Annotated in this window: 16 protein-coding genes; 5 read left to right on the forward strand and 11 right to left on the reverse strand. The window is 42.1% G+C overall.

The genetic code is table 11. From position 1 onward, the window contains the following. Nucleotides 1–70 precede the first annotated feature (70 nt). Nucleotides 71–1084 carry a porphobilinogen synthase gene (gene hemB, locus E0H81_RS04150; protein WP_131316758.1) on the forward strand — a complete coding sequence of 338 codons (1014 nt, stop codon included), beginning with the start codon at nt 71–73 and terminating at the stop codon, nt 1082–1084. A gap of 18 nt (nt 1085–1102) precedes the next feature. Continuing rightward, complete coding sequence (gene thiO / locus E0H81_RS04155) at nt 1103–2200, forward strand: glycine oxidase ThiO (protein ID WP_131316759.1); 1098 nt, start codon at nt 1103–1105, stop codon at nt 2198–2200. A 9-nt stretch (nt 2201–2209) separates the two neighbouring features. Here thiO and E0H81_RS04160 read toward each other — a convergent pair whose 3' ends face one another. The 4 genes from E0H81_RS04160 to E0H81_RS04175 all read right to left on the reverse strand — a co-directional run bounded on the left by E0H81_RS04160 (nt 2210) and on the right by E0H81_RS04175 (nt 5035). Next, on the reverse strand, nt 2210–3118 hold the full coding sequence (locus tag E0H81_RS04160; RefSeq protein WP_131316761.1) for a TIGR01777 family oxidoreductase: 909 nt from the start codon (nt 3116–3118) through the stop codon (nt 2210–2212). A gap of 72 nt (nt 3119–3190) precedes the next feature. Then, a complete protein-coding gene (locus E0H81_RS04165; protein ID WP_131316763.1) occupies nt 3191–3634 on the reverse strand; it encodes an ABZJ_00895 family protein in 444 nt (147 codons plus the stop codon). A 398-nt stretch (nt 3635–4032) separates the two neighbouring features. After that, nucleotides 4033–4614: a LysE family translocator gene (locus tag E0H81_RS04170; RefSeq protein WP_171458571.1), complete on the reverse strand. Its 582-nt coding sequence runs from the start codon at nt 4612–4614 to the stop codon at nt 4033–4035. 229 nt (nt 4615–4843) lie between these two features. Further along, a complete protein-coding gene (locus tag E0H81_RS04175; RefSeq protein WP_131316766.1) occupies nt 4844–5035 on the reverse strand; it encodes an NF038215 family lipoprotein in 192 nt (63 codons plus the stop codon). 329 nt (nt 5036–5364) lie between these two features. Here E0H81_RS04175 and E0H81_RS04180 point away from each other — a divergent pair, with 329 nt between their 5' ends. Then, entirely contained in the window at nt 5365–6234 is an 870-nt protein-coding gene (locus E0H81_RS04180) for a 1-aminocyclopropane-1-carboxylate deaminase/D-cysteine desulfhydrase (protein WP_131316768.1), read from the forward strand. Between the two features lie 67 nt (nt 6235–6301). Further along, on the forward strand, nt 6302–7501 hold the full coding sequence (locus E0H81_RS04185; RefSeq protein WP_131316770.1) for a BaiN/RdsA family NAD(P)/FAD-dependent oxidoreductase: 1200 nt from the start codon (nt 6302–6304) through the stop codon (nt 7499–7501). A 277-nt stretch (nt 7502–7778) separates the two neighbouring features. Here the strand turns inward: E0H81_RS04185 and E0H81_RS15890 are convergent, their stop codons facing one another. From E0H81_RS15890 to eat, 6 genes are all read right to left on the reverse strand, one after another. After that, a complete protein-coding gene (locus E0H81_RS15890; protein WP_165492587.1) occupies nt 7779–7952 on the reverse strand; it encodes a hypothetical protein in 174 nt (57 codons plus the stop codon). A 73-nt stretch (nt 7953–8025) separates the two neighbouring features. Further along, nucleotides 8026–9963, reverse strand: coding sequence for a mechanosensitive ion channel (locus E0H81_RS04190; protein ID WP_131316772.1), 1938 nt, complete (start codon nt 9961–9963; stop codon nt 8026–8028). A gap of 254 nt (nt 9964–10217) precedes the next feature. Further along, nucleotides 10218–10565: a hypothetical protein gene (locus E0H81_RS04195; protein ID WP_131267785.1), complete on the reverse strand. Its 348-nt coding sequence runs from the start codon at nt 10563–10565 to the stop codon at nt 10218–10220. Between the two features lie 122 nt (nt 10566–10687). Then, a complete protein-coding gene (eutC, locus tag E0H81_RS04200; protein WP_131316774.1) occupies nt 10688–11506 on the reverse strand; it encodes an ethanolamine ammonia-lyase subunit EutC in 819 nt (272 codons plus the stop codon). Between the two features lie 15 nt (nt 11507–11521). Continuing rightward, nucleotides 11522–12907: an ethanolamine ammonia-lyase subunit EutB gene (locus E0H81_RS04205; protein ID WP_131316776.1), complete on the reverse strand. Its 1386-nt coding sequence runs from the start codon at nt 12905–12907 to the stop codon at nt 11522–11524. Between the two features lie 35 nt (nt 12908–12942). After that, complete coding sequence (gene eat / locus E0H81_RS04210; protein ID WP_131316778.1) at nt 12943–14385, reverse strand: ethanolamine permease; 1443 nt, start codon at nt 14383–14385, stop codon at nt 12943–12945. Between the two features lie 216 nt (nt 14386–14601). On the opposite strand from eat, the gene E0H81_RS04215 reads away from it, so the two are divergent. Continuing rightward, on the forward strand, nt 14602–15024 hold the full coding sequence (locus E0H81_RS04215) for a hypothetical protein (protein WP_131316779.1): 423 nt from the start codon (nt 14602–14604) through the stop codon (nt 15022–15024). A 179-nt stretch (nt 15025–15203) separates the two neighbouring features. Here the strand turns inward: E0H81_RS04215 and E0H81_RS04220 are convergent, their stop codons facing one another. Next, a complete protein-coding gene (locus tag E0H81_RS04220) occupies nt 15204–15965 on the reverse strand; it encodes a ferredoxin--NADP reductase (protein WP_131316781.1) in 762 nt (253 codons plus the stop codon). Between the last annotated feature and the right edge of the window lie 52 nt (nt 15966–16017).

Genomic DNA, 16017 nt, shown 5'->3' on the forward strand with positions numbered 1-16017 from the left:
TAACTTTTGCCCCAAAATTTTATTCTGGGGCTACAATAGCCATAGTTTAATACTGATCATTGAGATTGTTATGACTTATACGTTCAATCGTCCTGCATTTCCTGCGACTCGCATGCGCCGAATTCGAAAAAATGACAAATTGCGTTCTATGGTACGTGAAACCCAGTTGACGACAGATCATCTCATTTACCCAGTATTCGTACTTCCGGGACAAAACCAGACCCAAGATATTCCAAGTATGCCGAATGTTCAGCGACTTTCCGCTGATCTGCTGTTAAAAAAATCAGAACGCCTGCTTGAATTGGGGGTGTCTAAACTGGCTTTATTCCCGGTCACACCACAAGAAGATAAAAGCTTAACTGCAGAATCTGCTTGGGATGAAAATGGGCTAGTTCAAAATACCATTCGCCTGTTAAAAAGAGAATTGCCAGAAATGGTGCTGATCACTGACGGCGCACTTGATCCTTATACCACGCACGGTCAAGACGGCATCATTGATGACACCGGTTATGTGCTGAATGATGAAACCGTTGAATGCCTGATTAAACAAGCCTTGAGTCATGCCGAAGCCGGTGCAGATGTGGTTGCACCGAGTGACATGATGGATGGCCGTATTGGTGCGATTCGTACTGCGCTCGAAGCCAATGGTCATATCTATACCAACATCATGGCGTACTCGGCTAAATATGCTTCTAGCTTCTACGGCCCGTTCCGTGATGCGGTCGGTTCATCAAGCAACCTGAAAGGTGGCAACAAATACAATTACCAGATGGATATTGGCAACCGCGCTGAAGCCTTACATGAAATTGCACTGGATATTCAGGAAGGTGCAGACATGGTGATCGTAAAACCGGGTATGCCTTATCTCGATATCGTACGTGAAGTAAAAGATACTTTTGGCGTACCGACTTTCGTTTATCAAGTCAGCGGTGAATACGCAATGCTGGCCGGTGCCATTCAAAATGGCTGGTTATCAGATGATGTGATTATTGAATCCCTGATGAGTTGCCGCCGTGCCGGTGCCGATGGCATCTGGACTTACTTCGCTGAAGAAGCTGCACTTAAACTCAAAGACATGAAATAAGGATTTGTGGTCTAAGCGATGAAAATTGCCATTATCGGAGCAGGCATTAGCGGTCTACTGTCTGCTTTAGAATTTGTGGAACAAGGATGTTCCGTCATTATTTTTGATCAACAGCAAGCAGGCAAAGCGGCCTCCTGGGCGGGTGGTGGCATCCTTTCTCCGATGTATCCATGGCGCTATCCACGCGCGGTGAATCAATTGGCACAATATGGCAAGTCACTGTATTTGGAATGGAATGAAAAATTAAAACCTGTTACGGGCATTGATTTTGAAATTCATAATACCGGTATGCTGATTCTGGATGAAAGCGATTTTGACATCGGACAGCGCTACGCCCAGCAGTTTGATGAACCGATGCAGCAATGCCAACTGCTTAAACAGCCGCAACTGCAGCAGATTAATCCGCATATTTCCGAGCAATTTAACCAGGCGCTGTATTTTTCACAGTTGTCTAATATCCGTAATCCACGCCTGCTCAAATCCATCATCAGCTATTTAAAACAGCACCCTCGCGTACAGTTTCATGAAAATACCTGGGTAGATCATTTTCATATTCAACAGCAGCGTGTGACTTCCATTCAGACCCAATCTGGCCAACAGATTCAGGCCGACCAGATCGTCATTGCCACAGGTGCATGGTCCGCGCACTGGTCGCAACAACTGAATATGAGCATTCCGGTCAACCCTGTTCAGGGACAAATGTTGCTGTTTAAAACCCCTGAGCAGTGGTTGCCAACCATCTGCATGAATAAGGTGATGTACCTGATTCCACGTCAGGACGGGCATATAGTCTGTGGTTCCAGTATGGATGAGCTGGGTTTTGAACATCGTCCCAATATGCAAACCCAACAGCACATTTACAAAGCCTGTCTGGAAATGGTACCGGAACTTGACCAGTTTCCGATTGTGAAACAATGGGCAGGACTCAGACCGAGTTCGCCTACCGGTGTGCCCTATATTGGGAAAATGCCAGAGCTTGATAATCTATGGGCCAACTTCGGACATTTCCGTAATGGCTTATGTATGGGCCCTGCCTCTGCACGTTTATTAAGACAGTTGATGCTTGAGCAACCCACATGTGTAGATCCTTCCGCTTTTAGCACTCAGAGATTATAATCTGAAGCTTTAAGCACCCGCTAAAATATCGGCCAAAGCCTGCTTTAAAGTGGGATATTTAAACTCAAATCCCAGTTCCTGCAGTGCTTTCGGTTGTACATATTGACCGTTTAAAACCAGTTGGAATTGTTCGCCAAGCATCCCCTTCAAAACAAAAGCCGGCAAACAGAATAAAGGTTTACGATGCAGTTGCTGTGCAGCTGTTTGAGCAAATTGCCCTTGAGTCATTTTTTCTGGACAGACCACATTGAAAATTTGTGTGCTGGTTTCATTTAACATGAGAAATTCAATTGCACGCAGCACATCCTGAATATGTACCCAAACCACAGGTTGCCGGCCATGTCCTATTTTCCCAACCATATTCAGTTTAATCGGCAGTAGCATACGTGGAAGAATACCTCCCTCCTTTGCAAAAACGATACCGAATCGCACGATTTTAGTATTCTGCTGTTGAAAGCTTAATGCCGCCTGTTCCCACAACTGGCACAGTTCCGACATAAAAATAGGTTGTGGCGCAGACTGTTCTGTACAAATTTCTAACCATTGTTCGCTCGGATCAATACCGTAATAGCCCACTGCAGAACCTGAAATAATACGTTTCGGAAAAATCTGTCTTTTTTCTAAATATCGGTACAGCTGATGGGTCATTTCAACCCGACTCTGAATCAGTTGCTGCTTTCGTTTCGCTGACCAGCGCGCCTGACCAATATTTTCACCAGCCAGGTTAATCACATAATCAATCCGATCGGTTTTAAGCTGATCCAGACTCTGCACCCAGGTCAGATCAGGATGATTGGATCGCTTGTTTTTCTGTCGGGTCAGCCCAAATACAGCATAATCACGCGCCAATAAATAAGGCAGTAGATGCGAGCCGATAAAACCACTGCCACCCGTGATCAATACAGATGCTTTTTGCATTTTTATGAGCGCTCTTGTTTTTTCTATCTATAGAGCAAGCTCATTGAAAACTCAAGCACACATCGGTTTCAATCAGCCAAACATTTTTTTCGCCATACGTTGTGCCTGTTTGCCATAAAACCAATAGGTCAAAATATAAAGCGGGATCGCAATAAGTAAAAACATAATCAGCACCACACTCATAAATTGTGGATTTTTTAAATAGAGCAGGAAATTCTGCCAAACTTCCGGATCGCCTTTAGAAAAAATTAAAATTCCAAGCAGTAAAAATGCAAGGTTATACCCCCAAAAAATCAGGCTGAACCCCAATGTTATTTTTTTTCGTTCTTGTTCGCTTGGTGCACGTTGTTGTTGTTTTAAAAACTTATATAGTACTAAAATCATGGCAGCCAAGTAAGGAACAATAGTGAGAATGCCGCCCATGCCTCTAGGCAGTAAGGCTGCGAGCACACCGCAGATACAGGTGAAAATAAAACAAAAAAAGAAAAACCATAAAAAATAACGACTTAGTGACACCGTATACCTGCATAAGCAACTTTTAGACAAGCAGTATAAAAAAAAATGAGTTTTTTTTCATTTTATTGTCAACCAATCTGTAAACCTCTGCGTTATATAGGGTAAGAAGTTCATAAACCCGTTAATTTGGACCGGCATCCACAATATTTTCGGTGAACTTTTCCTAAAGCAATAAACTTAGTTTCAAGTTTTGGTAAGGAACAGCAGCCCAAGCTAAAACTTGTGACAGATTTTTTTTGACCGACGATTTCATCATCACTCGAATCGTCGGTCTTTTATTTTCTATAGTCTATTTTTTTATTTTAGAGATACATTTAAAGCACTCACTTCACCAAATACCCGATGCATCACTGAACTATAAGAATAATAAAATGATCTCACTCATGAATGATGAAAAACTATTTCATTCCAAAAATGAGTTTTAAACCAAGCAAAGTCATTACCCCACCTGCAATACGGTCAAATATAGCTTTAAATTTTAAATAGACTTTTCGTGGACCTTCAGCCGACAATGCAACCGCAACCAATGAATACCAACCTGCATCAATAAAGAAACACAGCACCGGCAAAACCACATAAAAATAAGCAGGAATATCTTTGGGTAAAAGTGCCGTAAAAATACTGGCTAAAATAATCGCAATTTTAGGGTTACTCATTTGCGTGATTAAACCCAAACGATAGGCTTGTTTATAACTCATCGGTTGAACTGCATCATCTGCAGAATTCATCGGCTGTTTGGCATGTTTAATAATTTTAAAAGCCAACCACAGCAAATATAAACCACCGCAAATTTTTAAGATCAGATAAGCAGATGGCACAGCCAGTAAAACGGCTTGCAAGCCCATCACGGCAAGTAAGCCAAAAATGGCAGCGCCGGTACCTGTGCCCAAAGCGGTAAACAGACCATGTTTACGAGAAATCGCAATTGAATTTTTAGCGACATAAATAAACGTTGGCCCTGGGCTGATTGCACCCAACATTAAAGCCAAAGTAATTGAGCCTAATATCAATAACGATTCCAATGCTTTTTACCTTAAATCATGAGGAAAAATGTGTGGGCCAATTCTACGTGTTTTAGATTCTTATTACCCTAATAATTTTATGTTTATGATCAATTCTACAAGCATATTTTATACAGATCGCAAATAAGGCATCTACATCAAATTTTCGTAAATCTGAGGTAGATGCCTTATTTTTCTTTGCAATCTCTTAGTGCTCAGCCACTGGCTTGATTTCTTGGGCATTGAGCTGTGAGAGACGATAATCATGCTCATGAACTGGCATACCGCCAATAATCATGGTTCGGACTTCGGTTTTCGGCTTGTTATAGTCATCTTTTGCATCACAAGCGGTGAGCAAAAAAAGTACGCAAATGGATAAACCCACGGATAGCTTTTTCATCACATATCCTCTTTTTCATCATTGTTATATTTTCTAGCTTAGCATCAATGCCTGTTTTTTGATCATTTTTTTATATTTTTAATTCAACTATTTAAGATATTTTTACAAATAAACATCGATCATAAATTTGCAAGGCACAGTAATGTCCATTCAAAATTAATTTCAATCAAATGATTTATAAGAATTGAACACGTCTACCTTGGCATGTCTATGTAGCGACCTGCGTAGATCCCCGCTCTCAAGCAAATAACTTTCAAACAGATAATAGAGCTCTAGATAAAAATATTTTTGCGTACAATACGATTGAATATTCGAAGGATCATGATGAAATGTTTGATCAGATTGCACAATCAGTGGCTTACCAAAAACTTACTCTTGATGCGGCTGTGTCAGTCACGGTTAAGCGATTAGATCAGATTCATCCGCAAATCTCCGGCAACAAATTTTTTAAACTAAAATACAACTTTCTGGAAGCACAGCAGCAAGGTTTAAATAAAGTCCTCACTTTTGGCGGGGCTTATTCAAATCATATTGCGGCAACGGCATATGCAGCGCATTTATTTGGCTTCAGAAGCGTCGGGATTATTCGCGGTGAAGAACTGGCAAGCAAAGCATTGAATCCGACTTTAGCCACGGCACAGCAGTTTGGCATGAAGCTGCATTTTATTTCGCGTGAACAGTATCGCTTAAAAGACCAGCCCGAATATATTGCAACATTGAACCAACAATTTTCTGAACATTTTATTATTCCTGAAGGTGGAACCAATCCGCTTGCCATTCAAGGCTGCAAGGAAATTTTAAATGCCGAAGACCTGCAAAATTATGAGGTCATCTGTTGTGCCGTCGGTACAGGCGGAACCCTTGCAGGAATTATTGAGGCAAGTTCAGCGCATCAAAAGGTTCTGGGTTTTTCAGCCTTAAAAGGTGATTTTTTACAGCGCGATATACAACAATGGACGAACAAGCAGAACTGGCAAATCACCGATGCTTATTGTTGTGGAGGTTATGCCAAAACCACGCCTGAGCTTTTACAGTTTATGCCGTCTTTTGAAGCCAGGCATACTATTCCTCTAGAACAGGTCTATACCGCCAAAATGATGTCCGGCTTGTTTGATTTAATTGAACAAAATTACTTTCCCAAAGGCACACGGATTTTGGTGATTCACACTGGCGGCTTGCAAGGTCGCTACGCTAGATAAGATCAAGCCTGAAATTGAGTGCAAAATTGTCTATAATGCCCTGTTTTTATCTCCCGTGAGTTGTCCCATGTCTACAAATCAGTACGATGTCATTGTTTTAGGTGCAGGTGCATCAGGTCTGATGTTGGCATATATGGCGGCACAACGTGGTCGTAAAGTTTTGGTGGTGGAAAAAGCTAACAAAGTCGGTAAAAAAATTCTGATGTCTGGTGGTGGTAAATGTAACTTTACCAATCTGTATGTCGAACCTGAAAATTATATTTCACACAATCCGCACTTTGTGATTTCAGCCTTGACGCGTTATACCAACTGGGACTTTATTGGCTTGGTTTGCGAACACGGCATTGAATATGAAGAGCGCAAACACGGTCAGCTGTTTACCTTAAACGGCGCTAAAGAAATTTTAGCGATGCTGTTGGCTGAATGTGATAAAACCGGCTTGGTGGATATTAAAACCAGTTGTGAAGTGAAAGCTGTAACGCCTGTTGAAGGTCAAGGTTTTCAAGTCGCCACTTCTACGGGTTATTTTCAGGCTGAATCTGTAGTGGTGGCAACCGGTGGTTTATCCGTTCCTACACTAGGTGGTTCAGGTATTGGTTATGAGATTGCCAAACAGTTCGGGCATCATGTACATGCGACCCGTGCAGGTTTGGTGCCTTTCACTTTTTCCGATCAATTCAAGGAAGTTACGACTCGTTTAAGCGGCAACGCGGTAGATGCAACCCTCTCTAATGATTTAAACAGTTTTACTGAAGCCTTATTGTTTACCCATCGCGGTTTAAGTGGCCCAAGTTCACTGCAACTTTCCAATTATTGGGATGTCGGTCAGCGCTTTAATATTAACTTCCTGCCTTATATCGACCTGGTAGATTTCTTTAAATCGAAAAAAGCCAGTCAACCGAAAGTTTTGCTGCGTACCTTGTTAAATGAGTATCTGCCTAAAAGTGTAGTACTGGAATTACAAAATTTAATCTGGGCTGAATCGGCAGATCTGGCGATTGGGAATTTAAGTGATGAAAAAATAGAACAGATTGCTCAGCGCTTGCATGCTTTTGAAGTGAAACCCTCGGGAACTGAAGGTTATCGTACTGCAGAAGTAACTTTAGGCGGTGTGGATACTACAGAAGTTTCATCCAAGACCATGGAAAGTAAAAAGCAGAAAGGCATTTACTTTATCGGTGAAGTGCTTGATGTATCGGGTCATCTAGGCGGTTTTAATTTTCAATGGGCATGGGCGTCTGCACATGCCGCATCGCAATATGTTTAAAAAAAGGTTTATTCAAAATAGATTATTCTAGATAGCCTGTACCGAATAAACGAACAGGTTTAGCCTGCTGTAAACGGGCAATTGTGATCTACATGTTCACAATTGCTTTAGCCTCAGATGAAGTTTCAGCATTACTCAACATGGTCTAAAGTGACTTAAAAAATTTATTTAATAACATCATTGTCTCCTTTATTATTATTTATCTAAATGCTTATATTTTATTGAATAGTTATTTTATAAACAGCCTAAAAACTCCAGAAAAATAATCATGATTCAACTAGTTCTCATCTTGTTTTTGTGGTGGCGTATCTGCTGCATAATCATGTTTTAATTGCTGATCTACTGGCTTCAGCTTAGCAAATACGAACCGATAAGCACTAACAAAGAATCCCGCGGTAATTCCTGCAATCACAATTGGTGCGATAAAGTTATTGGGGCGTTTTTTCGACATTCTCATTTCCTTTTAATTCTTGAATTAAAAATCGACCACATCACTGTGGCCGATTTTATCTCAACTTAAGCGATTACTTGTTGTCATCTTTAGGGTTGAGGTTAGGGTTGGGATTGATGGTATTTGGGTCTTTGTCAGGATGAATATCAACTTTTGGCTCTTCTTCACCGGTTGATCCAAATGGATTATTTTTTGGCGGCTGTTGAGGATTAACAGGTACAGAGTCTGGAACGGCCTGATCTGTATCTAAAGTTGTATCATCTTGAGGTGCAGTGGTCAGTGATGCAGGTGTCGGATTGGATAATGGGAATCGACTCTCTGCTGCAGATTTTGCAATGTCAGAAGGTGTTGAAGGCGCGCCTCCATCCATTTCCAATTCAGAAGATTTATCGACTGAAGGATCAGTGCCTTTACCTACGCCTTGTGTACCATGTTCAGTAAATTCTTGCGCAGCATGGGCTGAGATTGAATCTGAACCATTTGCATGGGTTGTGGTCATGAGATCTGAATTGTCCTGATGTAAAGGATTGGGTTCTTTCGCATCTTTCTTACATTTATGAATTAAGTCATTCAGTACTTGTTCTGCAGGCTGGCGTCCACCTAAACCGAAGGCTAGAGCAAATGCCACTGCAACTGCGCCTAGCGTTAAACCGAAAGCAAGATTAACGATAGAGTCGGCAATACCCATTGCACGTAAGCCCATGGCAATGACCAAGCCTATAATCAGGATGCGAACCAGGTTTGCCAACCAGCGTGAACTGTTATATTCACCACGACCAATGACTTTCGCAACAATGTTTGCCAGCCAGAAGCCGATCATCAAGATGACAGCACCGAGTAAAATATTAGCACCGAACTGGATAAACATCGAGATCAGCGCACTGACCTGTTCAAATCCAAGACGGTTTGCAGCTTCCGATACTGCAAATAGCATGGTAAAGAAAACGATCATGTATCCAACAATGGTCGATACTTTGGTCGTTCCCAAAAAGCGTTGTGCATCCATTTTGGCAGGCAATTCATCAACACCTGTGCCAGCCAATACATCAACCACCAGATTAGCCACGAAACGTGAAACCACATAAGCCAAAATTAGAATTAGACCCGCCGCAATAATATGCGGAATCGCATTCATAATTTCATACAGCATTGAAGTCGCGGGTTGTGAAATGGCTTCAATCCCTAAGGCTTCAAATGCAATAATCAGCGCAGTAATAATAATCACAGCGAAAACAAAAGAGCCTAGTACTTTTGGCAAATTAGAATTTTTCAAGAAACCAATTTTTTGTGTTTCGTGCTGTAAATTTAAACTGCCGACCAGACCTTCAACAATGCCGCGTACAATTTTTGCCAGGATATAACCGACAAACACGATAACAGCAGCAATAAAGATATTCGGCAAGTAGGAAACGACATCACTCACCATATTCTGGATTGGGAATAACAGCCCGTTCAGTCCTAAAATAGACAATACAATTGGCAGGAATAACAACAAAATGAGCCAGTAGACAATATCGCTAATATTCTTGCTGATCGGACTAACGCCAACATCGGCACTCAATTTTTCATCTAGCTGGGTTCGGTCGAGCAGTTTTTGCATGCCGACTTTAACCAGATTCGCCACAATCCAGCCGATAAAACCAACGGCTATTGCAGCTAAAAGTTGTGGAATAAACAGTAGGAACTGTTGAATCATATTGCTAAATGGCCCACTCACACTGGTGAGATTAAGTACATTTAACGCACCTATGACTGCAATGATCAGTACAATCCAGAACACGATACGCGATACGATGCTTTCAATATTTGCGCGATGTCCAGTTGTGCTTGAAAGCCGTTGATTTGTCCCTAGTTTTTCTAAGAGTTTTTTAATTCCTGCTGCAATAATAAGAGCAAGAATCCAACCAATCAATAAAATGGCAACAGCGGCTAGAATGGGATGGAACTGATTCCAGTAATACATGGCATCCAATTCACCCCCTCTAGGGCCTCCGGAAAAATATTCATTCATGTTGTATTTCCTCTTGTTATTACTTATTGAAGTCTTACTGCATTGAAGCGCTTTATTATCTTGACTAAGTTATCTTGACTAAGCTTGTGTAAGCGAGCCGAACCAAAAATTATCAGGTTAAAAACACATTAGAATTTGCTTATTTTTAATTCAATACAAACCATCATAAATACAACAAAAGCGCACATTTGATTGCAAAAAAGCCCTAATCTTTTCAGATTAGGGCTTCAAATATTTACTTGAATGTTATTCTTTTAATTACCATTACTTTTTCCCACGCCTACATTGTCAGCAGCATTGGTAATCGCATCACTTTCACCTGCTTCTGTTGCAGTATCCACATCGGTTGCGACTGCTTCATCGGTTGCAGTGGCTGTTCCAGTTGTTGGAGTGGTATTGTTTGGTGTTGCTGTTTGGGCTGAAGGATCAGGATGTCCAGGAGGCGCATCTTTAGCACCTGGTTCGCTATCTGCAAACATGTAAGCCAGTAAGGCGATTAGAAAAATACCTACAATAACCAAGATATAAACAGGCAAGCGTCTCTTTTGCGATTTTTCTTCTGGAGTGATTACATGAGGCGGTTTATTGAAGTCGTGTGGCATATGCCTATCCCCTTTTTATTTGTCATGTCCGTATTTTTATACTAGCAATACTTGTCGCCCGGTTATGTATAGAAGCATAGTGACATGGTGAATACATGTAAATTTCACTTAAAGGTTTAAGCTTAAAAAATCCGCTTTGCAGGGGCTGGAGCGACTAGTTCCACAGCTACCTCATGTTCGTCTTTCAGTTTGACACCAGAGAGCTGTAACTGTCGTGATTTTCTCATTAGTGCCATTAAACGCTGAATGGCCACCCGTTCAGACAACCCGGCAGAACGCACATTGGAAATACAGTTGCGCATCGCATCATGGCAGCCTTTATAAGCATTCCAGGTGTAATAGATGCCCATACTGTCCGGTGAACTCAAACCTGGACGTTCCCCGATCAGCATCACCAGCATTTTGGCATTTAAAATCTGTGCGACTTCATCGCCCAATGCCACGCGGCTACCTGTTGCAATCACCAAAGGCGCGACAGACCAGCCTTCATTGATGCAAGACTGGTGTAATGCTGCAATAAAATGCACTGCATTGTCTTCAATGGCACGCGCGGATAAACCGTCACCCGCCACAATCAACACATCATGTTCTGCTTGATGTTGCTGCTGATATTGTTTTAATAACTGCCGGGATGCTTCTGACAGTTCCCGACCTAAATCCGGGCGTTTTAAATAGAGGTCCTTATCTTCTGCACAACTGGAAATCTGCAAAATATCGCTGTTCAGTTTCACCAATTGTTCTACCAATGCCTGAACATCAAGAAGCTTCAAAACCGCATCTTTGGCCTGCGCATGTGCCAGTTGAAATTCCAGTGAAGGCTTGGTCGGTTGACTGCCACCCACGCGTCCCAAGGCAATTCGGGCATCGGTAAACTGTTTAAGTTGTTCCCAAGCATTTTGTGTCAGTTCCGGTTGAAATTGAATATCGTATTGGACTTTCATTGTTAAAGTCTCGACTCATGACAGAATTAAACGGGAGAACTTTTCAGGAAGCTGGCTTGGCCATTGCAGTTGTGAGGACTGCTGTTTCAAAATTCCCTGTTGTTCAAGCCAAGCTGAAAACTCGGGTGCAGGCTGTAAACCTAATAATTGGCGAATGTATAAAGCATCATGAAAAGAGGTGGTTTGATAATTCAGCATCACGTCATCTGAACCTGGAATGCCCATAATAAAATTGATGCCGGCATTGGCCAGTAAAGTTAATAGCACATCCATATCGTCCTGATCGGCATCGGCATGGTTGGTATAGCAAATATCACAGCCCATCGGCAGGCCCAGCAATTTCCCGCAGAAATGATCTTCCAGTCCTGCCCGAATAATCTGTTTGCCGTTGTATAAGTATTCAGGTCCGATAAACCCGACTACAGTATTGACCAGAAAAGGATGATATTTTCTGGCCACGGCATAGGCACGGGCTTCCATGGTTTGTTGATCGACCCCATGATGGGCATTACTGGATAAGGCACTGCCCTGTCCGGTTTCAAAATACATGACATTTTGACCAAGCGTGCCGCGCTTTAGACTTAAAGCCGCTTCATAACCCTCTTGCAACAGATTCAAGTCAATGCCAAAAGCACGATTGGCGGCTTGTGAACCGGCAATTGACTGAAACATCAAATCGACTGGAATGTTTTTATTGGCCAGTTCTATGCCTGAACTGACATGCGTCAAGACACAAGACTGGGTCGGAATTTCATATTCATGAATAATATGATCCAGCAGTTTTAGCAGTTCTGACAGATTTTGAAGATTATCGGTAGCGGGGTTAATGCCAATCACGGCGTCACCATTGCCATACATCAAGCCATCTAAAATACTGGCGGAAATGCCAAGTAAGTCATCGGTTGGATGATTCGGTTGTAATCGGGTTGAAAGTCGCCCTTCCAGACCAATGGTGTTACGAAATTGGGTGATCACCTTGCATTTTTTGGCGACCAGAATCAAATCCTGATTTCGCATAATTTTGCTGACTGCAGCCACCATTTCGGGGGTCAAACCGGCTTGTAAATTTTGCAATTTTTCTATGGTGGCATCTTCACTGAGTAGCCAGTTGCGAAAGTCACCTACAGTAAAATGTGCAATCGGATAAAAAGCCAAGCCATCATGTTCATCAATAATTAAACGGGTGACTTCATCCTGGTCATAATCAATCAGCGTTTCATTGAGAAACTGCTTCAGTGGTACATCTGCCAGACACATTTGCGCTGCGACCCGTTCTGTTGCATCACATGCTGCAATTCCTGCCAGCTGGTCACCTGAGCGTTCAGGTGTCGCTTTTGCCATCAAGGTTTTTAAATCTGCAAAAACATAATGATGATGAGCCACATTAATTTGATACAACATGATGCATAGCTCCTGATTCTATCTTCTAATAAGTATTATTTCAGTTCCTGTTCTGCTGCCTGAATGTTGGCAAACTCTTCTTCGGGTGTTCCGGCAACCAGTTGATTTCGGCTATATAAAAAGAAATAAAGAATAAAGGCGGCATAAATTGCGGCCGCCATCAGCCAAACCTTAGGGTCAACCACAAAGCCTGCCACGACCGCAATGGCTGCCAGAACCAAAGCAATCGATGCGGTGACAATCCCGCCCGGTGCTTTATACGGACGCGGCATATCCGGCTTTGACGTTTTCAGTTTGATGTATGCCATCATCATCAGTACATAGGAAATGGTTGCACCAAAAACAGCCATCAAGATAAGAAGGTCACCTTCTCCGGTTAAAGACAGCATAAAGCCAATCATACCCGGAATGATAATTGCCCAATGCGGCGCATGGTTGTTATTTGTTAAAGAGAGTTTTTTTGGTAAATAGCCGGCACGTGACAGCGCGAAAACTTGCCGAGAGTAGGCATAAATAATAGAAAAGAAACTTGCGATTAACCCTGCCAGACCCACAAAGTTTACAAAGCCTGCTAGCCAGGTATTTTCGCCATAAACCGCTTTTAAGGCATCCACCAGCGGTGCACCTGAATTTTTTAAAGCATCTGCACCTGCTGCACCCGTCCCTAAAACCAAGATGCTTAATGCAAAAATGGCGAGGATAACCATGGAACCGATTAAGCCACGCGGTAAGGATTTATGCGGCTCTTTGGCTTCTTCCGCCGCTAAAGGTACGCCTTCCACTGCCAGGAAAAACCAGATGGCATAGGGAACTGCTGCCCAAATGCCTAAATATCCTAAAGGCAGCAATGCACTAGATCCTGTTGCTTCAGTATGTACTGCAATGTTAAACAAGTTTGCACTATTAAAATGGGGCGCCATGGCGAAAATAAATACCAATAAGGCGACAGCGGCAACGGCGGTAATCATGAAAATGATTTTTAATGCTTCACCTGCACCTTTTAGATGCATTCCCATAAACAGTAAATAACAGACCAGATAAATGATCCATCCCCCGATCCCAAATAACGATTCGCAATACGCCCCAATGAAACAGGCAATCGCTGCAGGAGCAATGGCATATTCAATGAGAATCGCAGTTCCTGTGAGATAGCCACCTAAAGGACCAAATGCGGTGCGCGCGAAACTGTAACCCCCACCTGCGGTCGGCAACATGGTCGACATTTCCGACATCGCCAGACACATGCACAGGTACATGATCGCTACGATCACCGTGGCAATGAACATGCCACCCCAACCACCCTGAGCCAGACCAAAGTTCCAGCCGGCAAAGTCACCCGAAATCACATACGCCACACCTAAACCGACCAGCAACAACCAGCCGACTGCGCCTTTTTTTAACTGTCTTTGGGCAAAGTATTGTTCTGCTGTATTTCCCTCGATCAGGGCATTTTCTATGACATCTTTAAGATCTGACATACGCACCTCTTATTTTATTGAATCAATAACAGCGTTATGCATAAGCCATACCAATTTTAAAATTTGGTAAAAAAGCGGTTCACGTGGCTGTGATACGAAAATAAATAATTGTAATTTTTATCTTTAATCTCAAATAAAGATGACTCTGGCTTTAGGTGCTGAAATAGCTAAAATGAGCTATAATTATGCACCTTGTTTTTCATGCTGCTTAACTTTATGGCGTATCGTCAGAAATCTGTAACGCTTGATTTGGACACTGATGTCACTCATCAATGTTGCTTGCATTACACTCGTGATGAACATCTCATTGGGATTATTGAATTTAATAAGCCCAGTTACGTGCTTAAATGGGGTGACCTGGAATATTTCCGTCGTCGTACCGAAGAGTTTTCAGTGATGCCTTTCCCTGAATGCATCAACGCAATGGTAATCGATATTCGTAATATCGCACCTTTCTTGGACAATGAAGTGCCAATTATTCCTTGGCGTTTATTGGAAGAAGAATGTCCAATTCGTTTGGTGGTTCCACAAGATCGTCTTGAACATTATGCAGGTCTGTTTGAACCGACCTGGCTGACTTCGGACGTTGAAACCGCGATCCAAGAAATTCGTGAATATATTGATATGTTTGTACATTAATTATAAAAGTTGATTTAAATATCCCTCATTTAAGAGGGATTTTTTATGCCTTGTATTCCCTCTCCTTTTAGGAGATGAGAATCCTCAGAATATATTCTGAGTTCGCAAGGGAGAGGTAAATTATAATTATTTAAATTAAATAGCCCTCTCCCTCAGAGAGAGGAAGCTTAAAAGATTTTTTACCAATAATTTTCAACTGCAATATTGCCTTCACCGCGACGATTCATGATCAAACCACGCGCCTTTAAGGCTTCTTTGGTATCTTCAACCATTTGCGGATTACCACATAACATCACATGACTGGTTTCAACATTAAATTCTAAACCGACTGCTTTTTCTAATTCACCATTTTCAATCAGTACAGGCAATCGGTCATGCAATGCTGCATTGGGATCACGGGTAATAATCGGCACAAATTTAAAACCGCTATGCCCTTCCCCAAAGGTTTCTGCAATCTCTTGAATACGCTCAACATAGGCCAGTTCAGATTCTGTTCTTACGCTATAGACCAAGTGAATATTTTTATATTTCGACCATGTGTCAAAGTCTTGCAGCATAGACAGAAATGGCGCTAAACCTGTCCCTGTTCCCAACAACCATAAATCTTGGGGTAAAGGCAGTTGATAACGTGCCAGTGTTAAAAAACCATAGGCGGTTTTTTCCAGGTACAGTTCATCACCCACTTGCAGGTGTTGCAAATTTGAAGTGAAGGCACCCTCTGGAACCACAATTGAAAAGAATTCCAAGGTTTCATCAAAAGGTGATGACACCACAGAATAAGCGCGAACAACCAGTTCATCTCCGACTTTTAAACCAATACGCGCAAATTGCCCTGCGTTAAATTTAAAATGCGCAGGTCGTGTCATGGTAAAACTGAATAAGGTATTGGTCCAACGGTGTACAGATAAGACTTTTTCTAAGCTAAATTTTTCAATTGACATGATTTCAACGTGGCATGAAAGACTACGCTCATGGTAGCATGACAACATAATT

The sequence above is a fragment of the Acinetobacter terrestris genome (assembly GCF_004331155.1).
GTDB lineage: Bacteria > Pseudomonadota > Gammaproteobacteria > Pseudomonadales > Moraxellaceae > Acinetobacter > Acinetobacter terrestris.